The sequence below is a fragment of the Glycomyces sp. NPDC047010 genome (assembly GCF_040644205.1).
Taxonomy (GTDB): Bacteria; Actinomycetota; Actinomycetes; order Mycobacteriales; family Micromonosporaceae; genus Glycomyces.
This window is the reverse complement of record NZ_JBEYVY010000001.1, coordinates 668,460-688,248: the sequence shown is the minus strand read 5'-3', so window position 1 is coordinate 688,248 and position 19,789 is coordinate 668,460. Positions and strand designations below refer to the sequence as shown.

The following is a 19,789-nucleotide window of genomic DNA, read 5'->3' as shown; positions in this document are numbered from 1 at the left end:
GGGCCGCTTCTCGTTGTAGCGCTAGAGGTCAGAGCAGCCGCCGGGTCCACCATTTGACCTTGCGGGCCTTGCGGACGGTCGTGACGACCCGCCGCGTACCAGGATCAGCCTTGCGCAGGACGCGGGCCTTGGAGCGGCCCACGGCGCGCTTGAACGGGGTCCGGATTGGGTGGCGGCGCCGGGGCATGAGGAATCTCCTATCGCTACACAGCAATCAGGACATTGTCGCGTGTCTTGGCCTCCTTCACAACCCGCTGGATTGTGCGGACGGACGGGACGAGGTTGAACCGCTCTTTCAAGTCCGGTGCCGAGAAGCCGGGGTGCCGGCGGTGGAGGGGCACGATCTCGTCCCAGACCTCCTGGTGGATGCCGGTCGGGGCGATGCCGTTGGGGAACCGGACGGGCTCGGCGACCGCTGCACCGAGTCCGTCAAGCGCCGCCGGGGAGTCGGGCACGGCCGGGTCTGACGCAACCGGCGCCACGGGCGCAGCTTCGACGACCGGGGCAGGCGCCACCGCGGCGGGAGTCGTCTGAGCGGGTGGCATGGCAGGGAGCGGAGGCTGCTCGAACTCGGTGGGCGGCTTGTGGATCATCATGGCGTGGAGGCGCCAGCCGACGATGACGACGAGCCCCGATCCGGCTGCGAGCACCATCCAGTTCATCTCGATCATGCCCGCCGCAACCAGGTGCGCGCCGATGTTCGCGGCCAGTTTGATGGCGATGACCGCCGCGATGTCGCCCTGGCGGTGGGCCCAGTAGGCAATGACGGAGTACGCGTCGAGCAGGACCGGGTACAGCCACGCGACGACGGGGTACCAGTGGAGCGCCACGGCGAACTCATATTCGGTGGGCATGGTGAGTGCCGTCGCGGCGGCGAGCCCGACCCACGGGAGGGCACGGATGAAGCCGGGGGGCTGGGAGTGGGTAGGCTGTTCGGAGCGCATCGGCTTCCTTCTCTTTTCCTAATCCGAGCGGGTAAACGGTGCGTAGGCCCCGGAGAGGTGTTCGCGCACCAGACCCGGGGCCGACCTTGTTCTAGGGCTTCGACTCGTCCTCGGGGGCGTAGAACACGTCCCACGAGCTGACCTCGCGAGCGAACAAGGCGACCTGGCCGTGGAACGCCTTGAGCGCCTCGTGCCCCTCTTCGCCACCGAACCGGTCGAGCCACGAGATCGCCTGGCGGACCTCGCCCTCGCCGTCGAGGATCTTGGAGTTCAAGTCGACCTCGAACCGGGTCCGGTCGGACCGCTCCTCTCGCACGAGCGAGATCCGCACGTCATGAGACCCGTCTTTGAGCGCATTCGCCTCCGCCAACACGTAGCGGGAGACGCCGAGGTCCTCGCCGGTCTCGGGGTCGCGTCGGTGGAGGTGGTAGTGCTGGCTCATGAGGTGCACCTTTCAAGGAGGGGAGCGAGATCCATTGAAGTGTACACTAGAGTACTCTAGATTCCTCTAGGGTACACTTACGCGTATGAGCAGTGCTGAACCGCAAGGAGCGATACCGATCAAGGAGGCTCGCGCGAATTTCGGCAACCTGGTTCGGGACGCCGGCCTCGACGGCCGAATCGTGTACTTGTCCGACCGGGGGCGTGTAATTGCCGCCATTGCGCCACTCGACGTGATCGAAGCTGGGCGGCGAGCGCTGCGCGGCGGCGAAGATGATGCCGGAGAGCCGCACGCGACGGATTGATGGGTTCGATGTTTGAAGAAGGCCCCGCCGAACGGCGGGGCCTTCCTGCTGTTAATCGTTCTGCCAGAGGCACTCGTACCCGTATGCGCTGAGGGTGTGCGCGCCGTCTGGGGTCACGGTGAGGCGGAGGTCGTCGGAGCCGGGTTTGCCGAGTTCGCGCCATGCGGTGGCGAGCTGGGCGAGGTCGTTGAGGTGCGGGTTGGGTCCGCTGTAGCGGGTGCTGGTCTTGGTGGTCTCGACCCATGACCCGTCGGTGAAGGTGATGAGCGAACCGGGGCCATGGCCTGAGTCGGCGGGTAGGTCGGTGATCATCTCGGGTTGCATGTACCAGTTGATCGCGAACGCGAGCCCTTCGTTCTCGGCGAGATCCTGGAGGGCGGTGAGGGTAGTGGTCTCAATGGCGTGATCCTGGTCGATCGGCGTCGGGCTGATGCCGGGGTGCTCGTGGGGATGTGCCGCGTTGGGGCGCATGGGCATGAACCAGCCGGGTCGGGTGTGGAGGCGGCCTCGCAGGTCCCCGTTCGGCTGCCGGGTGAGGGTGGCGATGCGCGGGCAGGTCCCGCCGCCGACATCGGCGACGAGTCGGCCGTCCTCGTTGAGTTGGGAGCCCCAGGCGGGCGGGATGCGTCGGGCGCCGGCCGTGGCGATGATCCGGTCGAACGTCTGGCCGAGGGTGGTGGTGTTGCGGCCGTCGAGCGCGGTGAGGGTCGGGTGGAGCCCGAGGGCGTCGAGCCGCGCGCGGGCGGCGTCGACCAGCTCGGCGTCGAGGTCGACGGAGGCCACGAGGGCGTCGTCTCCGAGCCGGTTGCACAGGAGCGCGGCGTTGTACCCGGTCCCGGTGCCGATCTCCAGGACGGTCATGCCCTCCTGGAGCTGGAGCGCTTCGAGCATGTAGGCCATGAGGCTCGGGCGGGTCGAGCTGGAGACGGGCCAGTCGAAACCGCCGATGTGGATGGTCTTGATGACGATCGACGCGTCCTCGTACGCCTGGTCCTCGGCCACGTCGGGGACGAATCGGTGGCGGGGGGTCTGCTCGAACGCGGCGCGCCACGCCTCGCTCAGGTTCACTTCCTGGGCGATGGTCGCGGCGAGCGCGGCGGCGTGGGTCTGCCAGGTCGTTTCGGTCATCATGCCTCCGAGCGTAGGAGTTCGGCTATGGCCTGGGAGATCGCCGCGCCGGTCTCGTCTTCGAGCCAGCCCCATTGGCCGTTGGGGTTGCACTCGAAGAACACCCAGTGCCCGCCGGGGGTGACGGCGAAGTCGAACGCGGCGAAGACGAGCCGCGTCCGGGCCATGTAGCTCTGGAGCTTCCGGGCGATGTCCTCGGGCAGGTCGATCAGGCGGTAGGTCAGGGCGTCGTAGTCGGAGCGGAAGTCGGTGCGGGCCGCTGGCGAGTGCGCGTCGATCCTGACGGCGAACGCGCGGGCGCCGACTACGGTCACGCGGACCTCGTAGTCCTTCTCGATGCGCTGCTGGATGAGGTTGGCGGTGACGGTGAACGCGGGGTCTTCCAGTTGCTCTGGGCGGATCGCGGTCGCCCAGGTGGTCCGGGTGACGCCGTGTTCGACGACGAGGCGGGGTTGGAACGTCTTGGCGATCAGGTCGGGCCCGAAGGCGACAGCGAACTTCAGGGCGTCCTCGCGGTTGTTCCCGATGTAGGTCGGGGGGACGGTGAGGCCGACCGCGACGGCGGTGTGGAGTTGGTGGGGTTTGTAGTCGGCGGCGGCGTTGTGCTCGGGCCGGTTGATCCACAGTCGGGCGGGGAGGGAGGCGAGAAGCCCGCCGAAGGCGCGGCGGGCCTCTCCGATGGCGAAGTCCCGATCCGCGTTCGACATGCCCTCGGGCATGGTGAAGACGGTCGGGCGGCGGTAGTACACCGCCGAGACCTGGTCGAGGTCGATGCCGCCGACCGTGGTCCGCCAGCCGCCGCTGTCCAGGATCGTCGCCGAGAGCCCGGACTCCAAGGGGAAGTCGCCGGGGTCGAGCCGGAGCGGCGGGCGACCAGTCTCGGTGAGGTGCTGGGCGACGAGGTCGGCGGAGCCGTCGTCGTCGTTGCTGAGGATCAGGACTTCGCTCATCGCTAGTCGTTCTGCGTGTCGTTGGCGGTGTCGTCGACCTGCTGTCCGTCCATGGACGTCTTCTGTGTGGTGTTGACGGTCTTCGAGGTCGGCGGGCGCGAGTGCTTGTCCGCCTGGGGGGCGAGGGCGCTCGCGATCGTGGCCGCGAAGGGGCGGACTGTCCCGGGTTCGTGTTTGACCGAGACCGTGACGCCGCCGTTCCCGCTGAGCGGGAACAGCTCTCGTGCCTGCATCATGTCGTGCTCCGTTCTGTTTTGGGCCATTGGGATTGCGGTGCGCGGGGATCGGTACCGGGCCGGTCCCCGCAGTGTCAGCTCGGGGCCTGCCAGTCGGCGGCGGCGAGCACCGCGAACGCCGTCGCGGCGAGGGTGTCGGCGAAGGTCTCTCCACCGCTGGCCTTGAGCCCGTTGATGAGCGTGCGGGCGGTGACCGTGTTGGCGACAGGATCGTCGGGGTCGAAGGCCGGGTCCGCGCGGATCGCGGCGATCATCTCGGCGAGGCCGTCGAGCATGTCGCCGATCTTCTGGTCGACGGCCGCCACGAGTTCAGGTGGAAGGGGAGGGTGCTTGCGGTCCACAGGGCCCCACTCTCAATGCGATTACTTGGGGTAGCCGGTTGATTATCTCTTGTCGGCTCGTGATCCGCGAGACCGATTTGCCAGGGAACGTGACGGTGGGGGTGGTGGGGCAGTCGCGCCGGTGAGAACATCCGATATACGTCGAATATGACTGGCGCGGCTGCCCCGGGGACGCGGGGCACGCCATTGGGCCTCGCGTCCGTCTGGGTGGGGCCGCCGCCGTTGCGTCCGGTTCGGTAGCGGCCCCTGATCTGAAGTTGCGGAGGCGGGAGGATTTGAACCTCCGGCCGGGCCTGCTGGATCGCTAGCCCGAACTACCGCCCGCTCTGACCAGCGGGCGGCTGCATTTGGCCGCTCTGCCACGCCTCCATGGCCGTCCCGGTCTAGGTCGAGCCGCTGCCGAAGACCGGGGGCTCGGCGAGTCGCCCGTAGTCGCCGAAGGCGGTCTTGATGTCGGCAGGGGTGAGGCCGTACCGGTCGAGGGCGTACTCGTGGGGGCGTCCGGGGCGGTACTCGGTGGCCGCGCGGACCCGGTCCTCGTCGGCCGCCGTCCATTCGAGGTCGAGTTGGCCGTACAGCCACTCGACCTTGCCGAGAGGATCGGCGGTCAGCTCGGGGTATCGCAGGTCGATGATCTGATCGCGGGGGATGCCGGTGCGGGCAGTGCGTCCCTTGTCGACCAGGCCGGACATGGACGTGACGACCATGCGGCCGATGTCGTGGAGGTCGTCGGTGTTCAGGCGGTGCTGGTGGGCGCCGCGGCTGGCCTCCACCAGCGAGGCGATCGAGCCGACGACCTCGGCGGGGTCGCGGTGGGTCCACACGATCAGCGCATCCGGGTACAGCCGCAAGATCAGGTCGAGACGGCCCAGGTGCGTGGGGCACTTCAGGACCCAGCGGCGCCGCTCCCGCCCGTACTGGAGGACCTGAAGCGCCTGCCGGTGGTACTCGTAGTCCGGGCCGAAGTCGTACGTCGCCAACCACGACTCGTACCCGGGCAGGGAGGTGCGGGCAAGATGCTGCTCACCGTGCGGGAGCAGGAACGCGCATTCGTCGGCCGCTTCGGCGCTTTGGGGGTGGATGTCGCGCAGGGCGGGCGCGAGGAGGCCCACGACCCGCATCGCGTTGTCGACGCTGCGGATGGCCTTGCGCCGCTGGGCCTCGGGGAGGGCGAGGTCGGTGTGCCCCCACTCCCACAGGGCCGGGCCCCTCGCACCGGGTGCGGCGGCGAGGATGCGATGGGCGAGGGTGGTGGCGGTGCGCGGGAGGCCGACGACCACGATGGGCCGCTCGATCCGCTCGTCCAGGATCGCGGGGCACTCGGCGATCCGGCGGCGGATGCGGGCCCGGTTGGCGATGCGGGCCTTGATGTCCCCGGTGAAGGAGAGCCAGCCGAGGGGGGAGAGCCGGTCGGCCTGGGCGACTTCGCGCAACAGGAACCGCATCCCGTCGATGAACTCGGGGTCCTCGCCGGGGCTGGTGCCGAGCCGGTCGAGGATCTTGTGGAGGTAGCGGTCCGCGTCGCGGCGGGCGGTGAACGGGGCGAGCCCGGTATTGAGCAGCGGGACTAGCCGACTGGTGCGGGGACGCATCGGAGTGCCTTTCACTAGGAGCTGGCGTAGGCCCGTGCGACCAAGTACAGGGCGCCGATGATCAGCAGGGACCGGGTGAGCTTGAAGAGGCGGTAGTCGAGCCACCCGCGGAAGGCGGGGCTGAAGGAGCCGATGGCGGCGAGCATGAGGATGATGCCGATGACGAGGCCCGGTGAGAGGTCGAGGTCGGAAGCGGTGACGGTGGTTTCGTCCATGTTGGAGCAATCCAGGTTCGGTGTCTACAGGTGGGGGGTGGGCGGGACGCTCTTGCGGTAGGCGCGGATGCTGGCGGCGGACACGACGATGCTCGTGGCGGCGAGGACCGACAAGGCGGCCAGCATGATCGACGCGGCTTCCCAGTCGAGCGCGCCGCTGGCGGCGCGGTGCCAGACGCCGGAGGCGAGCCAGGTGAGGACGGCGATGACGAGCGCGGCCCAGAACAGCCGCACGAGATAGGGGACGGCCCGGAGCAGGTACGCGACGATCAGGCCGCCCATGCGGTGCCTCCATAGAGCTGGGCCACCGGAACCGCTGAGCCGGGGCCGCGCAGGAGCCGGTATCCGCCGGGGGCGAGCTGGACGCCGAAATCCCGCAGTGCGGCGGCGCCGTTGAGGAGGTTCGACAGCTCGTCGACCGCGTCCCGCAGTTCACGGCGGGCCGGGGTGCCCGCGCCGAGGCCGAGGCGGTCGGCGACCGGGAGTAGGTGCGCGCTGAGCAGGCCCGTGTTCACGCTGATGTGGCCGATGGGGGTGTCGGCGAGGCATCCGCCGGCGACGGCGAGGTCGAAGTGGCCCCCGCCATCGGCGTCCTCGCGGTAGGCCACCAGCATTTCCCTGCGGTGCTGGGAGATCACGGCGATGTGGCCGTGTTCGGCGACGATCGGCGCGGTCATGACGCGGACCGGTTCCGCCAGCGGTTCCACTCCCACTGGTCGAGGTCTTCAACGACCTCGACCAGGAGCTTCATGGTCCCTACGAATGCGGCGTACGCGCCCAGGCCGAACAGGAGGGAGAGGATGCCGCACACCAGGACCGGGCGCGGTGGTCCGGTGGGGTCGGCGACGGCCAGGGTGGCGGCGGCGACCGCGAGGCTGATGCACCCGATGATCGCGGCCAGGGACAGCATCGGGGCGAGTGCGAACGCTCGGGCGCGGGCCCTGGTGACCTCGGGCGGGACCAGGGGCCCGGTATCGGGTTCGGCGGTCGCGGTGGTGGGTTCGTGCATGGGAGATGTCGCTCCGTCTCGGTTCGGTAGTGGAGGGTCGGGTGCGGCGGCGGCGGGCCGATATGGGACTCGGCCGCCGGATCGGGAGCGCCGCCGCACCCGAGTCGGTGAGGAGCGGGTTCGCAATGACCTTCCGGCTGTCAGAGACGGCGCGGTGATCGCGTCGCGGACTGCCGCTACTCGGCTATGTGGTCTGGTTGTGCCGCAGCGGCATCCGCGCGGTCGCGGGCGTCTTGCTGGGCCCCGGCGATGATCGGGCGGGCCTTCTGGTCGATCCACGACCGCCAGGAGTCCCCGCCCCAGTCCCCGGACCAACTGGTCGGGGTGCCGAGGTGGTGAATGAGCCCGACCAGCACCGGCCGTCGCTTCTCAGTTCGGGCCTCGATGCGATAGACCTTGTCCACGTGCAGGACGGTGAAGACGTAGTCCTCGCGCTCGAACTCGCCGAGCACCTCCGCGGAGTCATCCATTGAGCAGGTCGCACCCCTCGTTCACATCGTCAGCGCGAGGCTGGCGCGGGAGGGTGAGCCGGTCGCGGTTGACCGAGCGCCACAGCGCCGACCCGGCACGCGCGAGCAGGAACCGGTTCGCGCGTCCCGGGTTGCTCTCGGCGTCGGTCCCGAGGACGTGCCCGAAGTCGGGCCCGTTCCAGGAGACCTGCACGGCCATGTAGTCCCGGTGCGGCGCGGTGAGCGTGGCCGCCCACCGCGGCTCGGGCCCGGTAGTCGCCTCCTCGACCCTGACGAGGTTCATCCCCGGGGCGGTGGTCATGACGAGCACGACCTCCCCGAACCGGATCGAGGCCGACACGGCGGCGTCCGCGATGCGCCGGTAGGCGTCGATGATCGCGGCCTCGGCCAGGACCGCGTTGCCGTTCTCGGCCCAGTCGGCGGGGAAGTCGAAGACCGCCCCGCCCGCATCGAGCCGGTCGAGATTGGTTGCGGTCGCGATGTACCGGCCGGTCGCCGGATCGGGGTGGGCCCGGTGGACCACGATCGTGTCCGCGCCGTGGAGGTACATGCGGTAGGTCCACTCGCCGCCGCCGGGCGCGTCCAGGTGGAACTGGCCGACGTTCCCGCCCGCGCCCGCCTCCTGCACGGCCGTTGCTGTCGCTCGCTCACCCATGCTGCACCTCGCTCGGTGTGGTCGCATCGCGTGCCGCACGCCAGATGTTGCCCGCGGCCTCCTTGAGTTCGCGTGAGAGGTCGTCGCCGCCGAACCGGAAGCCCCAGTAGCCCGCGAGCCACAGCACGGCCTGAGCGTCACCGGCACCGCCGAGACTGCGGACCTGGCCGATGTTCCGCGGCGATCCGGTCCCGGTGTGGAGCGAGACCGACCCGTTCCCTGTGTCGGGGGTGAACGCGATCTTGAGCCCGTCGACCGTCAAGTACGTCGAGCCCGCACGCGGGGCGAGGATCGGCGGGCCCGCGGGGTCGACCAGGCTGGCGGCCCGCAGGTTCGCCTGCGCCGCCTGGTAGGCCGCGTCCGCGGCCTGGCACAGCGCCGTGCATTCGATCTGAGTGAACTCGCCAGCAACCACGGCTTTCGGCTTGAAGTGGCCTTCGCGGGTGTTCAGGCCGGTCACGGTCCCGAGGAACTCGGGCGCGTCCTCGCTCGCCGAGACGGTCGCGAGGCCGCTGCTGGCGAACACCTTGAGCGCCAGGACCCGTTCCCGGTCGCCGTCACCGATGGTCACGGTCGTGGTGGAGTGGGGGCCGACTTCCGGCCCGAGCGGCGTCACAGGACCGACCTTTCGCACATGGCGCCCTCGTAGTGCGCTCGGGCGTTGTCGCGGATGGTCTTGCGGTCGTAGTTGAGCAGGTCGAAGTACCCCGGCTCGAACACCAACCGCGGATAGTCGAACGCGGTGATGCCCGAGGCGACGGCGACCAGCGCGTTCCGGGAACCGGGGTCGGTCACCGTGACCTCGTCCGTACCGGGAAAGGCGGTGTAGCAGAGCTTCATACCTGCCGCGGGCCCGTCCTCGACGGCGAAGACGTCCGCGTACGGCTCGACTTCCGTCATGCGACCACACCCCCGACCGGTTCGAGCGGGGAGCCGCTTCGCACGCGCCGGTTGCGGTGCCGCGGGGCGGGCTTCCGAGGCACGCGAGTGCCCCTGACGCGGCGCCGCTCGGCCGGAGCCGGCGGACGCTGGCGGGGAATCGCGGGAACGGGCGCCGGAGCCTGGAACACAGGCGCCAAGACGGTAAGCGCCTCGGTCTTGCTGAGCAGGTACCCGCCGTCCACCGCCTTCCACTTCTCAGCGGGCGTCGCCCTCCGGCCGTAGAACTCCAGGTGCGCCAGGCGCGTCGAGCAGCCACGGCGGCCGCAAACCTCGCGGCAGTCGCTTGCCTCGCACCGGTAGTAGAGCCCGAAGAACACCGGAACGGGCTGGTGCTTGGCGAGGATCGCTGTGGTCTCCCACAGCTCCTCGTCGTAGGATTGAACCCAGGTCATGAGAGAAGGACCATTTCTCGTCATGTGCCGCTGGACGGCCCACACCAGGCTAGGAAAACTTTTGCCGAGGATTCTCGCTGGTGTGGGCCGCCGTTTTTTGTGCGGCGTGAACAAGTCCGTGATCTTCAGTTTTAGGCGGCCCGCCCGAGCCGATCCCGGTCCTCGGGCGGGCCAGTCGGCGCTAAGTGCCGAGCCCGCCTCGTCCCGTCCCACCAAGGAAGCGGTTCCGGCACCGCGAGCAGCGCCCGACTAGGGCTATGTCACATGTGGCGGATGCTTCATGCTGTGCTTAGCGCCACGTCTTGATGATGGCACATCACTATCTGATGCGCAACGTAGCATGGCTATGAAACATCAAAAGATTTTGCTTCGTGTAGCACCTAGGGTAGGCTCCGGGGCGCGGGCCATTCTCTTCGGCCTAGGTATCCTGACCACCTACCGGAAGGGGTCGCTCGTGGAAGCAGTTGGAAAGACTCCCACCATCAGGGCTCGATGGCTTGGCAAGGAGCTGCAAGAACTTCGGAAGGCGTCGGGCGTCGAAGTTCAGGCCGTGGCTGAGTTCTTGGATAAACAGCGCGGAGTCGTTTCCCGGTTCGAGCGCGGCGAGTTCCCTGTATCGATCGACGAACTGCCCGGTCTTCTTGACCTCTATCGTCTCAACGACCTCAAGAAGCGAGCCAGCCTCTTGAAGCTGGCGCAGGAGGTTACACAGCGAGGCTGGGCAGATGGTCATGGAGTCGCAAGCGGGCTGGCGAACCTGATCTGGCTGGAGGAGAACGCCCATCGAATGCTGATCCTCAGCACCACCGTCGTTCACGGCCTGTTCCAAACCTCTGGCTACGCCCGTGCCCTGTTCGATGTCAAAGCCGAGGACGAGAACCCGGATCAGGTCAGACGATGGCTTGACACTCGCCAGGTCAGAGGCGAGCTGATTCAAGGGCCAGCAGGGCCAGCGGTGAGGGTCCTGATACTGGAGACCGTGCTTGACCATCAGGTCGGCGGAATTGCTGTTATGGCGGATCAGATCCGCCACCTGATCTCAACGGCCGAGCTGCCGCAGATTGAGCTGAGGGTGCTCCCGCGCGGCGCCTGGAGGCATATCGGCATGGGCCTCGATACAGGTCATACCCTGTTTGAAATGCGGAACGACTGGCCTACGGTCGTAGCGACCGACAGCCCGGCCGGAACGGTCTACGCAGAATCCCCTGACATAGACTGGGTGGCAGAGGACTTCCAGACCCTCTGGGATGCTGATGCCCTGGACGAAGCCCAGAGCACCAACCTCCTCAAGGCTAAATTGAAGGACGTGACGAAATGACCAGCCACAACGCAGAGAGCACACGAGCGCTCCAGGCTGGCGAGGGATGGCGTAAGAGCAGTCGAAGCGGCAACAACGGCAACGGCAACAACTGCGTCGAGGCCCGAAGCATCCGCGATGGCTTCGAGCTTCGTGACTCCAAACTCGGAGACGAGTCGCCGCGCTTTTCTCTGTCCCCCAACACCTTTGATGACCTGCTCAGCGGGATCAAGTCCGGCGAGATCGCCTAGCCGCCCGAAGACTTCGAGCGCGCTCCCCACCGTAGGGGAGCGCGCTTTGTGCATCCCCCAGAAGCCACGTCGACCTCTGGATACGACGAAGCCCCGGCCGTTTAGCCGGGGCAATCTATTCCTCGGGGAGGTCCTTCGGGAACCGCCAGGCGGCCCGACGCTCCTCAGTCCACCACTCCGGGTCGGGGACCCGGATCAGGAGGTCCTCGTCCTCGGGCTCGCGTTCGAGGTACTCGAAACCGCCGTGCTTGACGCGCCACGGTGTGGGCGGGGCGTCGGGGCGGTAGGCGAGGACCTCACGGTTCTCCTTGACGGTCGCGTACCAGAGGTGGAGTTCTCGCAGCCGCTTCTCAGGGAGGCTGTCCGGCCCCTCGATCACGTATCGCAAGTGATCGAAGCCTTTGTTGTAGGGCTGCGAGTTCTGGTGCTGCTTCTCGACCTTCCACGGCCAGTAGGGGCCGATCGTGGTCTTGGAAGCGACGGGCGCTGCGGGGTCCTTCAGCCATCGGCCGATGGTCGGGACCGAGACGCCTTTGCGCTTGGCGAGGTCCTTTCGGTTGAGCGTGCCGGCGTCGAGCGCGGCGAGTTCCTCGGCGGTGATCCGCGGCTTGCCCTCGCTCACTGACGTGCCCTCTCCTGGTCCAAGTTCGGACTCAGGGTACCCGAGCAGGGGAATGAGGGTTTCGGTCATGGTGGGGGTCGCGGACACGGTCGACTCCTTCCGGTGGGGGGAGGGACCCGCCGGAGCGGGCCCCTCGGTGCTCTAGTTGAGGTCCTCGATCGTCACGGTTCGCTGCGCCGGGAGAGTCCAGTAGAACCCGGTCGTCGACTCGAACTCGATGTGCGCGACGCCGTACGGGTGGTGCGAGGTCCGCTTAACGGTGTGCCACTGGACCGAGCCGTGGCGGTCGATGACGACCTGGCGGACGATGTCGCCGGTCTTGACCTCGACGGCAGAAACTCGCCGGGTCCGGTGCTCGTGGGTGCCACTCGGGTCCGGCTCCCTCCGGAATGCGAACGGGCGGAGCCCGCCGTCCGGCGCGGTGAAGCCGAACGCGGTGTAGACGCGCTCGTACCGGTCCTCGAAGCTGGGGAACAACTGGTTCACGCCACCTTCGATGCTGTACTGGCGGGCGTCAGCAAGGAGGCAGAGCTGCGCGAGCGCGCGCTGCGCCTTGATCTCGCCGGACTTGGGGACGATGTCGAAGGCTGTGAGCTGGATCGTGAACTCACCAGGGACGACAACGCCGGCGAGCGTGACGCCGTGCTCGTGGTGGACGTTGACGCTGAGACGGTCGAGGGCGCTCTGCGTAAGGCGGTCGCGGGTCTCTTCGCTGATCATGGAAGGGTGCTCCTTCGGTTAGGACTGGTCGGCAGGGTCGAGGGTGATCGGCCGACCGCAACCGGCGTCAATGCACTGGTGGTTGCGGTGATACGTCCGGGACGAGATCGACTCGGTGACGCCGGGCCGGGACTCGCTGGCGATGCGGAACTCGCATTCGAGGAGGGCGAGGTCGTAGTCCTCGATGCTCGACCGCTCCCCGCTACGGAGGAATCGTCCGTAGACGTTCGTGCGCAGCTCCCGTCTCCATCGCAGCGCTGCCTGGTAGAGGTCGAGGCGGGCGGCGCCGCCGTCGACCGAGGCGAAGCCGTCGCCGCCGATCGGGCGGTGGGCGTAGGAGAACGAGACCTGGCCGTCTGCGGTGAACGTGTAGGTGTAGCTGTGTTCGACGCCCCACTTGTGGGCGTCCTTGCGGGCGGGGCCGTCCTCGGTCGGGAGGTCCTGGATATTGAGGGCCTCGACGTAGGAGCGGTAGCCATCGAGGCTCCAGGCCAGGCCGTTGGACCAGGTCTCGAACACGAAGGCGGCCATGTTGGGGATCTGGTAGTGCGGCGATCCCCAGTGGAGGTAGAAGTGCGTGCTCTTCTCCCCTGGGAAGTTGAGCGTCATCTGTGCGGGAGAACCCATCGGGTTGTGCTCCTTCTCTCTTCGGTTCCTAATCCGGAGGAGGGCGCACCGCGTGAGGCGGTGCGCCGACCTCGGGTTAGGAGAGCGGTCCGGACCTGGTGAAACGGTCGTAGTAGGCGGGGTACCCGCCCCACGGGATCGAGTCGACGCCTTCCCACAGGAACGACAGGACGTGCTGGCGGAGGGCCTGGCAGAAGGCGTACGGTTCGGATTCCTCCCATCCGCGGCCCTCGTTGCTCTGGTACTCGTAGAACCGGATCTCCTTGGCGACCGAGGCCACGAGGAGCGGGATCAGCTCCTTGTCGGTGGTGGCCGGGTTGCAGCTCTTGACGCGCGTGAAGCGGTAGGGCGTCTCTCCCTCGACCTCGGCCTTGCCGTAGCGACCTGCGTAGGTCGCGCGGTTTGCCAGGTCGAGCATCGTCCCGACCGGCTCGGGCTCCCAGTTGTCGAAGTAGTGGCGCGTGACCGTGCCGTCCTCCGCATTGACCTCCCAGGCGAGCGGGTCGGTGCTGTGGAGGTCGTGGCGCCAGTCTTTCCACATCGCCGCGGTTAGGAGGATGTCGATGCAGCCCTTTGAAACTCGCATTGCAGACATGTCTGTCCTTTCTCTCGGTTCCTAATCCGGTCTTCGTAGATTACACATGAGCGCTCATGTATGCAATTCAGGGGTGAGATGTTTGTATTCAGGCTGGTCAGAGCGCCCTTCAGGGCGCGTGGAGCGGCTCCCGGCGGACTGGCCGCTGCGGTGCCGCCTCGCCATGGAGCGGGACCGGCGGCGGTGCCAGTGGCGCCGCGCCGACACCGGGGAAGCGTGCGGGCTCCCGGCGACCGATGTGGACCACATCGACCCCGGCGACAACCACGACTTGAGCAACTTGCAGGCGCTCTGCGAGTTCCACCACCGAAGGAAGACTGGCGGGGAGACGGCGGGGGCGAGGCCGCCGCGGGCGCGGCCGGCGCCGCGTCACCCGGGGCTCCTCGGGTAGGTCATGGAGTCCGGGGTGGGGTGCCCGGGGTAGGGGGGTGTGCCTGGGGGAGGGGTCCGGGGTGGGGTGTCGAGGGGAGGGGTGGTCCCCGCAATGCCAGACCGGAGCCGGGCACGGGTGACCGTATCTCGAACCGCTTGACGCGACCGGGAAGCCAGAGCTTCGGTATCGTCGGAGTTGATCCTGCGGCGCGATGTCGCACGATTTCAGGAGATTTCCCGTTGTCGGAGCATCGAAGTCAGCGACCGGGCATCAGCCGCCAGGTCCGCTATGTCTCGTACGGAACGCCGGACGGCGAATTCGCTTCGGAGTGCCGGGCGGCGACGGTGACGCGAGTCGATGACGCCGCGGCCGAGACGTTGAGCCCGGCCGTCCTCAACCCTGGCGGCCTCTCCTTCAATCACCATGTGCCGCATGATGAAACCGAGAAAGTCGGAGGGTCTTGGCATTGGCCCGAGCTGGTCGAATGAGGGCTTCGCGCACTTGGAAACCTGCCGGGTACCCTGGGAACCTGCCAGGCACCTAGAGAAGCTGCTGGGTCCCTATGTGCGCGCGACCCCGCCCCCAAGCTCAGATCCTTTATGTGACATAAGTGCCATAGGTCACTATTAGGATGATGTAGTGCATATGCCATTCATATCACTATATGTCCGAATCTGATTAATGGCATATTTCCCAAATGCACGATTCCATTCGACGGGCTCGATCGCTCCCGCCGACGGCGCCGCCCCGTTCAGGCTGTCCGCCTCAGTTCCTCTCTCCCGTTTCGGACTATTCCCGCCCTACCGGGAAACGCTTTAGGGTCCTCAGAATCGACGCTAGGGCCCTCAAATGACGTGTCACTCGGGCGTCTTCCGCTGTGAGGCAACGAAAAAGCGGCCTAGCTGAGTGCTAGGCCGCTCGTATCCCGAGAGGCTGACCAGGGTTCGCGATCGGGCCCGTTCGGGCCGCTGCGAGGCTCCCAGCGGCTCCCGCTGGGCAGAGAAAAACCCGCACGGCGTCAGCCGTGCGGGTTCGTCTCTACAGCCAACCGCACGCCTTGCATCGCTGGTTGATATCGAAGTGCGCCCCGGTGAAGTGCGACGGGTAGCGTCGCGCCCAGAGCGCGTTTTCGGCGTACAGCCCTTGCGTGGGTTCCTTGCACTGGGAGCACATCACGTCGGTGTGCCACCTGCCGAAACGGTACTCAACGGCCGTGATCTTGCCTCGGACGTAGTCGTATCGGCATCCGTGGCACCGGTAGTACACGGTCGCGCCTTCGGTCCTCAGCTCGTGATCGATCGTGAGGACTGACGTAGCGACCACGGGGCGAACGGAGTACCGGACCCCGTCGACCGTGACCGGGTGCGCCTCCGAAAGCGACTCCAGCGGTTCACAGACGTTCGCCCGTTCCCCGTCCGACCGGAACGGCATCCGTCCGGCGGCGTAATCGATCGCGAACGCTTTAGCCGCTGCAAGGTCGACATGCTCGCGTCCCTGCTCTGCCTCAGCACTTCCGCGCAACGGTGCCAATTCCAAGATGTACGGCACGGTTACCCCTTCCCTTGTCCCTAAACGGATGAAGGCCCACCCGGTCCCCCGGGTGAGCCAACAACCGACTAGAGCTTGACGCCTTCCCCGATCGAACCGAGGACGGCCCGAACCTCATCCGAATCCGGGACCTTGCCCGGTTCGATGAACCCGACCACCGTTTCCACGCTCCGGGCTTCGGAAATCTCAGTTAGCCACGTGACCTTGACTTTCGGGAATTCCTTGCCCGTGTGGCAGACGGACAGCCAGAGCGGTCCGAACCGCTCTGCGAGCGTCACGAACGCATCCGTCACGAGGACGGGCCCGCTCGCGCTCAGGCAGACCCGGTGTTCGCGGTGACGCCACACGGTGTGTGTCAGCGGCTCCCAGACGCGCCCCGGTTTCTCGGCGGACCACATGGCGAACTTGTCCGCCATGTGTCCCGAGCGCACCGCGTTGAACCTGCGCCCCGTGTGGAGCGCGACACGCGATTTCCCAACCGAGTAGAAACCTCGCAGGTCCGGAACCAATTTCGCGTCTGCCAACGGCAGTCGCGACAAGTCCCAGAGCGCGAACCGGTCGGTTGCGAACATGCCCGTTTGCGTCGGATCGAACGCGACGCCTTCCGGGTCGCGCCACAGCTCCCACAACTTCGGCGTATCGATCTTCTTTGCCATTTCGGCATTCCTCCGTTCCTAATCCGGATAGCGGCTCGCGTGCGAGACGCGAGCCAATAACCGACTAGGCCGCTACCAGCGTGAGAGGTATCGCCACACGTCAGCGCGGGTTTTCTCTGAGACGCCGTGAACCCGAATGCTCCACTCGGTACACGTCTCGTGTCCGTCCTCGCAGTGGTGGCCGGAAACCCAACTGTGATCCCCGACCTTCGGTGAGATCGGGTATCCCGATGGCTCTAGTCCGTCCTGCGAGTCGACCTCAGCGTCACGGATGATCTGGTTAACCGCTTCGTTCAGCGATTCGTGTTCGCCTTCCGATGCGGGTTCGACAGCCCAGACGTGCCATACGGGCGCACGCAAGTCGCGCGCGTCCCCATCCATCCATTCCCCGGTTTCGTCGACGAATGACCGATAGACCTCGCACACACTCACGGTGACCGTGTCGCCATTGATGATTTCGCGGATATCGTCGTATTCTTCGGTTACGACGATTTCGCGAGTGTCGAATTCCATTGAATTGCCTTCCCTCGTGTTCCTAATCCGAGTGAAAGCGAACCCGATTCCTCGGGTTCACCAACATTCGCCTAGGCGGACACGCCGCGCTTTTTCAGCTCGTTATCGATCATCCGAAGATCATGGATATCCGACCGAATAACATTCCACGGTCGCACATGCGCGCACTTTTCAATCTGATAGACCTTGACGCGACGATCACAGATCAGCGTCAGTGTCGACTTTCTCCCGATGATCGCGCGGCACTCGCGACGCGCTGACGCCAATTGGAGCGCGTCCCTTTGCCGCAAGGAAGCGACTACTTCCGCGCGGCGTATCGGGTCCGACATGTTGCCATAGACGTGCCCGTACATTTCGAGATATGCGTCATAGGTTCGCTTGACGCGTTTGCTGGTTTCCATTCTCGATTCCTCTCGTGTTCCTAATCCGAGGACACGACTCGTGAGCCTTGCGGCTCACGAGTCATGCGAACGGTTAGGGAACCCGAATCAGGTATTCAAGCTGAGGCGTACCGTCCTCGCCTTGCTCACGCTGTTCCGGTGTGCGTTCCCGATTCAGCTTGTCGACACGCTCAAATGCGCGTCGCGCTGTGGCGTATTCGGCTACCAAGTAGCGAGTGCCATCGGACCAAACTTTCAGTACTTCATAGAGCATCGGGAATCCTCCCTCAATTTTCCCGCTCGGGAATACCGCTTGACCATTGATTGGGCTCGTGAAATCGTGTGTTCCTAATCCTGAGAGAAAAGGCACGGACCGTTGCGTGGTCCGTGCCTCACTCACTGGATTGGAGCTAGTCCATAAAATCCGGGTGAATATTCCATCCGTGTCGTTCCGCCCAATGACGCAAGACAATCTGGTAAGCGTCGCTGAGCGCGTCCCCGTGATGTTCAAACGGGTACCCGCCCAGAACTCCGTAGTCCAGTACAACCGTGTTTGTTACGTGGTAAATCACGTGCCAGAGAGACGGCGGGTCTTCGTCTTCGTAAGTCCAGTGCTCCCGCTCCTCTGCCCATACCATGAGCACAGCCTCGCGATAAGTCATGCTCTCGTATGCGCATCGGTTCATTTCCCGCATCGCGAACGCGCGGGTAGTCTCGGTAAGAGACTCGTTATAGGCAATCCGCATCCAAAATTCGCGCATACGGTAGCCCTCGGGAATCTTCATTCCCTCTCCTCTCCGTGTTCCTAATCCGGATAGCGGCTCACGTGCAAGACGCGAGCCAATAACCAACTAGGCATTACGGACGTAGTCGACGCACGGCTTAATGAATTCGTCGTAAGACGTGACCGTAGTTCGGTCCCGCTCGTTATCCCAAACGGAGATAACCGCTACGGGCTGCAACTTCGATCCGTGAAAGACGTTGATATACCTGCCTCTGCCGATATACGGCCACCATTTGAAAGTGAATCCACTAAAAGTGGTCGAATACCCGCGCATTTCATATGTCATTGCGTTTTCCCTCTCGTGTTCCTAATCCGAGAGAGAAAAGACACGGAACGGAATTCCGTTCCGTGTCTCACTCACCCGTTAGGGTCACTTCGCAGGCTGGCACGCGTCCTCGAAAACGGACCATTGGAAATTCGAGTTCTCACGCTTGCACATGATTCCGAATTCTTCGATCAGCTCCTTACGCTGATCTTCTGTCAAGTCCGCTCCCGCGAGGATCGAAGCGATAGCGCGGAAGTGCTTACGAGACATAGCCATTAGGGGTATTCCTCTCTGTCCATAACCGAAAGAGCGCGCACACGCGCGGCTAGGCCGCGTGGCTCGTGTGCGACTCGAACGGCTAGGAAAGTGGCGTATTCGCTGGTCAAACACCCTGTGGAGTTCTCAAACAACGTGCCGCGCGTGTTCGTCGTCTAGACCGGGCCCGTACAGCTCGCGAAACTCGGGAGCCCCGCGCCTTTCGATGCTCACACATGAGCGCTCATGTATGCAACATATGAGGCGTGGTTTTGCCCGAATGTCTAGGTAGGTATCCACCGAACGGATGATGCGTGGCTGGTATCCAGCGGGTAGGCGCAATGCGCCACGGGAGCGCGCCTAGGTCGCGCCCATGTCTCCCTCTAGTCAGCGCGCTACGGGCCCGCCCAGGGTCACCAGGGGAGCGGCGTAGCCGCGCCGGCGGGGGCGTCTGCCAGGTCGAGGGGAGCGCGCGCCGGCGGCGCCGCTCGACTGCAAGGGGGTCCGTAAGGGGGTGCAAGGGGGTTCACTGCAAGGGCCCTAGAACATATCCCCCCAATAGTTCATATGCACATAGGATCGCACTAACTATTATCTAATTCATATTAGATATTCATTCATGCATTACATAATTAATGCATTCAATCATGAGAATCAAGCATGAAATAGAAATAAAACTAATCTCTCCACTCTTGAACTCATTCACCATTCACGAATCAATCATCACTCTCAACATGTCTCGTCACAACGGACATGTATGTGTGAATGAGTCAAAGTGATCTCTATCGGGCATATATGGACCAGGGGGACAACCCCTTCGCGCTCTAAACCTCGTCCGCAGCGGCCTAGCTATTCACCCTGTGCCTGGTGTTTTATTTCACGCCGAGGAGAGTTCTATGGGTCTTTATCTGGGGATTCATCGCTCTCTCGCGCGCGGGCGCGCGTGAGGCTCCAAATTTTCGAGCAGCAGCCGTAACTAGTTGACCCCAGCCTCGTTTCTCAAAAGTACAACTGAAAATGCGCCTAGCTAAGTTCGCGTTTCGGTCGTAAAACTCATAGATTCTGAATCCGGTGTATTTCTCCCGGGCTAAATCTCGGACCCCTCGCAGATGGAGACAGGGTGGGGTTCTACTTGGGTGCATGGACTTCCACTCCACTGGCCTCTGGATCGCCCTCGCCGTCATGTCCTCAGCCCTCGTGCGTGCCTTCATCTTCTGGATGGCCCTGCGCGGAACAAAGCCGAAGGAGCGACCTGAGATTCTTCGGGCGCTACCGGGTCTGAT

The 19,789-nt window shown here is 65.3% G+C and carries 29 protein-coding genes and 1 tRNA gene; 3 read left to right on the top strand and 27 right to left on the bottom strand.

Annotation, left to right across the window (positions count from 1 at the left end; all coding sequences use genetic code 11):
* Positions 1-28: 28 nt before the first annotated feature.
* From AB0A65_RS03290 to AB0A65_RS03280, 3 genes are all read right to left on the bottom strand, one after another.
* Positions 29-187: a hypothetical protein gene (locus AB0A65_RS03290; RefSeq protein WP_359945433.1), complete on the bottom strand. Its 159-nt coding sequence runs from the start codon at positions 185-187 to the stop codon at positions 29-31.
* A 16-nt stretch (positions 188-203) separates the two neighbouring features.
* Complete coding sequence (locus tag AB0A65_RS03285; protein ID WP_359945430.1) at positions 204-944, bottom strand: hypothetical protein; 741 nt, start codon at positions 942-944, stop codon at positions 204-206.
* 91 nt (positions 945-1,035) lie between these two features.
* Positions 1,036-1,386 (bottom strand): hypothetical protein, encoded by a 351-nt coding sequence (locus AB0A65_RS03280; protein ID WP_359945427.1) that lies wholly within the window; start codon positions 1,384-1,386, stop codon positions 1,036-1,038.
* Positions 1,387-1,471: 85 nt separating this feature from the next.
* On the opposite strand from AB0A65_RS03280, the gene AB0A65_RS03275 reads away from it, so the two are divergent.
* Positions 1,472-1,690, top strand: a complete 219-nt coding sequence (locus AB0A65_RS03275; RefSeq protein WP_359945424.1) for a hypothetical protein — start codon at positions 1,472-1,474, stop codon at positions 1,688-1,690.
* Positions 1,691-1,741: 51 nt separating this feature from the next.
* Here AB0A65_RS03275 and AB0A65_RS03270 read toward each other — a convergent pair whose 3' ends face one another.
* The 15 genes from AB0A65_RS03270 to AB0A65_RS03200 form a co-directional block, all read right to left on the bottom strand.
* Entirely contained in the window at positions 1,742-2,821 is a 1,080-nt protein-coding gene (locus AB0A65_RS03270) for a methyltransferase domain-containing protein (RefSeq protein ID WP_359945421.1), read from the bottom strand.
* Positions 2,818-3,768, bottom strand: coding sequence for an ATP-grasp ribosomal peptide maturase (tgmB, locus tag AB0A65_RS03265; protein ID WP_359945418.1), 951 nt, complete (start codon positions 3,766-3,768; stop codon positions 2,818-2,820). Before tgmB ends, AB0A65_RS03270 begins: the two co-directional genes overlap by 4 nt.
* A 2-nt stretch (positions 3,769-3,770) precedes the next feature.
* Positions 3,771-4,004: a hypothetical protein gene (locus tag AB0A65_RS03260; RefSeq protein WP_359945415.1), complete on the bottom strand. Its 234-nt coding sequence runs from the start codon at positions 4,002-4,004 to the stop codon at positions 3,771-3,773.
* Positions 4,005-4,078: 74 nt separating this feature from the next.
* On the bottom strand, positions 4,079-4,345 hold the full coding sequence (locus AB0A65_RS03255) for a hypothetical protein (protein WP_359945412.1): 267 nt from the start codon (positions 4,343-4,345) through the stop codon (positions 4,079-4,081).
* A gap of 260 nt (positions 4,346-4,605) precedes the next feature.
* A tRNA-OTHER gene (locus tag AB0A65_RS03250) sits at positions 4,606-4,714 on the bottom strand.
* Positions 4,715-4,728: 14 nt separating this feature from the next.
* Positions 4,729-5,937 (bottom strand): sulfotransferase, encoded by a 1,209-nt coding sequence (locus AB0A65_RS03245; protein ID WP_359945409.1) that lies wholly within the window; start codon positions 5,935-5,937, stop codon positions 4,729-4,731.
* A gap of 14 nt (positions 5,938-5,951) precedes the next feature.
* Positions 5,952-6,152 carry a hypothetical protein gene (locus AB0A65_RS03240; protein ID WP_359945406.1) on the bottom strand — a complete coding sequence of 67 codons (201 nt, stop codon included), beginning with the start codon at positions 6,150-6,152 and terminating at the stop codon, positions 5,952-5,954.
* Between the two features lie 24 nt (positions 6,153-6,176).
* Positions 6,177-6,434, bottom strand: coding sequence for a hypothetical protein (locus AB0A65_RS03235; RefSeq protein ID WP_359945403.1), 258 nt, complete (start codon positions 6,432-6,434; stop codon positions 6,177-6,179).
* Positions 6,422-6,829: a hypothetical protein gene (locus tag AB0A65_RS03230; protein WP_359945400.1), complete on the bottom strand. Its 408-nt coding sequence runs from the start codon at positions 6,827-6,829 to the stop codon at positions 6,422-6,424. The genes AB0A65_RS03235 and AB0A65_RS03230 overlap by 13 nt, the downstream gene beginning before the upstream one ends.
* Positions 6,826-7,161 (bottom strand): hypothetical protein, encoded by a 336-nt coding sequence (locus AB0A65_RS03225; RefSeq protein ID WP_359945397.1) that lies wholly within the window; start codon positions 7,159-7,161, stop codon positions 6,826-6,828. Before AB0A65_RS03225 ends, AB0A65_RS03230 begins: the two co-directional genes overlap by 4 nt.
* 176 nt (positions 7,162-7,337) lie before the next feature.
* Positions 7,338-7,631 carry a hypothetical protein gene (locus tag AB0A65_RS03220; RefSeq protein ID WP_359945394.1) on the bottom strand — a complete coding sequence of 98 codons (294 nt, stop codon included), beginning with the start codon at positions 7,629-7,631 and terminating at the stop codon, positions 7,338-7,340.
* A complete protein-coding gene (locus tag AB0A65_RS03215; protein WP_359945391.1) occupies positions 7,624-8,286 on the bottom strand; it encodes a hypothetical protein in 663 nt (220 codons plus the stop codon). Before AB0A65_RS03215 ends, AB0A65_RS03220 begins: the two co-directional genes overlap by 8 nt.
* On the bottom strand, positions 8,279-8,902 hold the full coding sequence (locus AB0A65_RS03210; protein WP_359945388.1) for a hypothetical protein: 624 nt from the start codon (positions 8,900-8,902) through the stop codon (positions 8,279-8,281). The genes AB0A65_RS03215 and AB0A65_RS03210 overlap by 8 nt, the downstream gene beginning before the upstream one ends.
* Positions 8,899-9,186 (bottom strand): hypothetical protein, encoded by a 288-nt coding sequence (locus AB0A65_RS03205; RefSeq protein ID WP_359945385.1) that lies wholly within the window; start codon positions 9,184-9,186, stop codon positions 8,899-8,901. Before AB0A65_RS03205 ends, AB0A65_RS03210 begins: the two co-directional genes overlap by 4 nt.
* Positions 9,183-9,620 (bottom strand): hypothetical protein, encoded by a 438-nt coding sequence (locus tag AB0A65_RS03200; protein ID WP_359945382.1) that lies wholly within the window; start codon positions 9,618-9,620, stop codon positions 9,183-9,185. Before AB0A65_RS03200 ends, AB0A65_RS03205 begins: the two co-directional genes overlap by 4 nt.
* A 346-nt stretch (positions 9,621-9,966) precedes the next feature.
* On the opposite strand from AB0A65_RS03200, the gene AB0A65_RS03195 reads away from it, so the two are divergent.
* Both AB0A65_RS03195 and AB0A65_RS03190 read left to right on the top strand, forming a co-directional pair.
* The gene (locus tag AB0A65_RS03195; RefSeq protein ID WP_359945379.1) at positions 9,967-10,938 is read left to right on the top strand and encodes a helix-turn-helix transcriptional regulator; all 972 of its coding nucleotides are present in this window, start codon (positions 9,967-9,969) and stop codon (positions 10,936-10,938) included.
* Positions 10,935-11,168: a DUF397 domain-containing protein gene (locus AB0A65_RS03190; protein WP_359945376.1), complete on the top strand. Its 234-nt coding sequence runs from the start codon at positions 10,935-10,937 to the stop codon at positions 11,166-11,168. The genes AB0A65_RS03195 and AB0A65_RS03190 overlap by 4 nt, the downstream gene beginning before the upstream one ends.
* A 115-nt stretch (positions 11,169-11,283) precedes the next feature.
* Here the strand turns inward: AB0A65_RS03190 and AB0A65_RS03185 are convergent, their stop codons facing one another.
* From AB0A65_RS03185 to AB0A65_RS03145, 9 genes are all read right to left on the bottom strand, one after another.
* Positions 11,284-11,790 carry a hypothetical protein gene (locus AB0A65_RS03185; protein ID WP_359945374.1) on the bottom strand — a complete coding sequence of 169 codons (507 nt, stop codon included), beginning with the start codon at positions 11,788-11,790 and terminating at the stop codon, positions 11,284-11,286.
* 141 nt (positions 11,791-11,931) lie between these two features.
* Positions 11,932-12,510: a hypothetical protein gene (locus tag AB0A65_RS03180; protein ID WP_359945371.1), complete on the bottom strand. Its 579-nt coding sequence runs from the start codon at positions 12,508-12,510 to the stop codon at positions 11,932-11,934.
* An 18-nt stretch (positions 12,511-12,528) separates the two neighbouring features.
* Complete coding sequence (locus AB0A65_RS03175; protein WP_359945368.1) at positions 12,529-13,137, bottom strand: hypothetical protein; 609 nt, start codon at positions 13,135-13,137, stop codon at positions 12,529-12,531.
* 76 nt (positions 13,138-13,213) lie between these two features.
* Entirely contained in the window at positions 13,214-13,732 is a 519-nt protein-coding gene (locus AB0A65_RS03170; protein ID WP_359945366.1) for a hypothetical protein, read from the bottom strand.
* 1,411 nt (positions 13,733-15,143) lie between these two features.
* A complete protein-coding gene (locus tag AB0A65_RS03165; RefSeq protein ID WP_359945364.1) occupies positions 15,144-15,653 on the bottom strand; it encodes a hypothetical protein in 510 nt (169 codons plus the stop codon).
* A gap of 68 nt (positions 15,654-15,721) precedes the next feature.
* Positions 15,722-16,309, bottom strand: coding sequence for a hypothetical protein (locus AB0A65_RS03160; RefSeq protein ID WP_359945362.1), 588 nt, complete (start codon positions 16,307-16,309; stop codon positions 15,722-15,724).
* 72 nt (positions 16,310-16,381) lie between these two features.
* Positions 16,382-16,822: a hypothetical protein gene (locus tag AB0A65_RS03155; RefSeq protein WP_359945360.1), complete on the bottom strand. Its 441-nt coding sequence runs from the start codon at positions 16,820-16,822 to the stop codon at positions 16,382-16,384.
* A 71-nt stretch (positions 16,823-16,893) separates the two neighbouring features.
* The gene (locus AB0A65_RS03150) at positions 16,894-17,223 is read right to left on the bottom strand and encodes a hypothetical protein (protein ID WP_359945357.1); all 330 of its coding nucleotides are present in this window, start codon (positions 17,221-17,223) and stop codon (positions 16,894-16,896) included.
* Positions 17,224-17,612: 389 nt separating this feature from the next.
* Positions 17,613-17,987, bottom strand: a complete 375-nt coding sequence (locus AB0A65_RS03145) for a hypothetical protein (RefSeq protein WP_359945354.1) — start codon at positions 17,985-17,987, stop codon at positions 17,613-17,615.
* Positions 17,988-19,789 lie beyond the last annotated feature (1,802 nt).

What these genes read in the sequence shown, in the direction of transcription:
- AB0A65_RS03190 (WP_359945376.1), top strand. Translation starts at nt 10,935, where the DNA reads ATGACCAGCCACAACGCAGAGAGCACACGAGCGCTCCAGGCTGGCGAG.
- AB0A65_RS03260 (WP_359945415.1), bottom strand. Translation starts at nt 4,004, where the DNA reads ATGATGCAGGCACGAGAGCTGTTCCCGCTCAGCGGGAACGGCGGCGTC.
- tgmB (WP_359945418.1), bottom strand. Translation starts at nt 3,768, where the DNA reads ATGAGCGAAGTCCTGATCCTCAGCAACGACGACGACGGCTCCGCCGAC.
- AB0A65_RS03225 (WP_359945397.1), bottom strand. Translation starts at nt 7,161, where the DNA reads ATGCACGAACCCACCACCGCGACCGCCGAACCCGATACCGGGCCCCTG.
- AB0A65_RS03245 (WP_359945409.1), bottom strand. Translation starts at nt 5,937, where the DNA reads ATGCGTCCCCGCACCAGTCGGCTAGTCCCGCTGCTCAATACCGGGCTC.
- AB0A65_RS03175 (WP_359945368.1), bottom strand. Translation starts at nt 13,137, where the DNA reads ATGGGTTCTCCCGCACAGATGACGCTCAACTTCCCAGGGGAGAAGAGC.
- AB0A65_RS03240 (WP_359945406.1), bottom strand. Translation starts at nt 6,152, where the DNA reads ATGGACGAAACCACCGTCACCGCTTCCGACCTCGACCTCTCACCGGGC.
- AB0A65_RS03280 (WP_359945427.1), bottom strand. Translation starts at nt 1,386, where the DNA reads ATGAGCCAGCACTACCACCTCCACCGACGCGACCCCGAGACCGGCGAG.
- AB0A65_RS03285 (WP_359945430.1), bottom strand. Translation starts at nt 944, where the DNA reads ATGCGCTCCGAACAGCCTACCCACTCCCAGCCCCCCGGCTTCATCCGT.
- AB0A65_RS03195 (WP_359945379.1), top strand. Translation starts at nt 9,967, where the DNA reads ATGAAACATCAAAAGATTTTGCTTCGTGTAGCACCTAGGGTAGGCTCC.
- AB0A65_RS03180 (WP_359945371.1), bottom strand. Translation starts at nt 12,510, where the DNA reads ATGATCAGCGAAGAGACCCGCGACCGCCTTACGCAGAGCGCCCTCGAC.
- AB0A65_RS03230 (WP_359945400.1), bottom strand. Translation starts at nt 6,829, where the DNA reads ATGACCGCGCCGATCGTCGCCGAACACGGCCACATCGCCGTGATCTCC.
- AB0A65_RS03235 (WP_359945403.1), bottom strand. Translation starts at nt 6,434, where the DNA reads ATGGGCGGCCTGATCGTCGCGTACCTGCTCCGGGCCGTCCCCTATCTC.
- AB0A65_RS03145 (WP_359945354.1), bottom strand. Translation starts at nt 17,987, where the DNA reads ATGAAGATTCCCGAGGGCTACCGTATGCGCGAATTTTGGATGCGGATT.
- AB0A65_RS03160 (WP_359945362.1), bottom strand. Translation starts at nt 16,309, where the DNA reads ATGGCAAAGAAGATCGATACGCCGAAGTTGTGGGAGCTGTGGCGCGAC.
- AB0A65_RS03155 (WP_359945360.1), bottom strand. Translation starts at nt 16,822, where the DNA reads ATGGAATTCGACACTCGCGAAATCGTCGTAACCGAAGAATACGACGAT.
- AB0A65_RS03275 (WP_359945424.1), top strand. Translation starts at nt 1,472, where the DNA reads ATGAGCAGTGCTGAACCGCAAGGAGCGATACCGATCAAGGAGGCTCGC.
- AB0A65_RS03215 (WP_359945391.1), bottom strand. Translation starts at nt 8,286, where the DNA reads ATGGGTGAGCGAGCGACAGCAACGGCCGTGCAGGAGGCGGGCGCGGGC.
- AB0A65_RS03290 (WP_359945433.1), bottom strand. Translation starts at nt 187, where the DNA reads ATGCCCCGGCGCCGCCACCCAATCCGGACCCCGTTCAAGCGCGCCGTG.
- AB0A65_RS03270 (WP_359945421.1), bottom strand. Translation starts at nt 2,821, where the DNA reads ATGATGACCGAAACGACCTGGCAGACCCACGCCGCCGCGCTCGCCGCG.
- AB0A65_RS03220 (WP_359945394.1), bottom strand. Translation starts at nt 7,631, where the DNA reads ATGGATGACTCCGCGGAGGTGCTCGGCGAGTTCGAGCGCGAGGACTAC.
- AB0A65_RS03170 (WP_359945366.1), bottom strand. Translation starts at nt 13,732, where the DNA reads ATGTCTGCAATGCGAGTTTCAAAGGGCTGCATCGACATCCTCCTAACC.
- AB0A65_RS03200 (WP_359945382.1), bottom strand. Translation starts at nt 9,620, where the DNA reads ATGACCTGGGTTCAATCCTACGACGAGGAGCTGTGGGAGACCACAGCG.
- AB0A65_RS03150 (WP_359945357.1), bottom strand. Translation starts at nt 17,223, where the DNA reads ATGGAAACCAGCAAACGCGTCAAGCGAACCTATGACGCATATCTCGAA.
- AB0A65_RS03205 (WP_359945385.1), bottom strand. Translation starts at nt 9,186, where the DNA reads ATGACGGAAGTCGAGCCGTACGCGGACGTCTTCGCCGTCGAGGACGGG.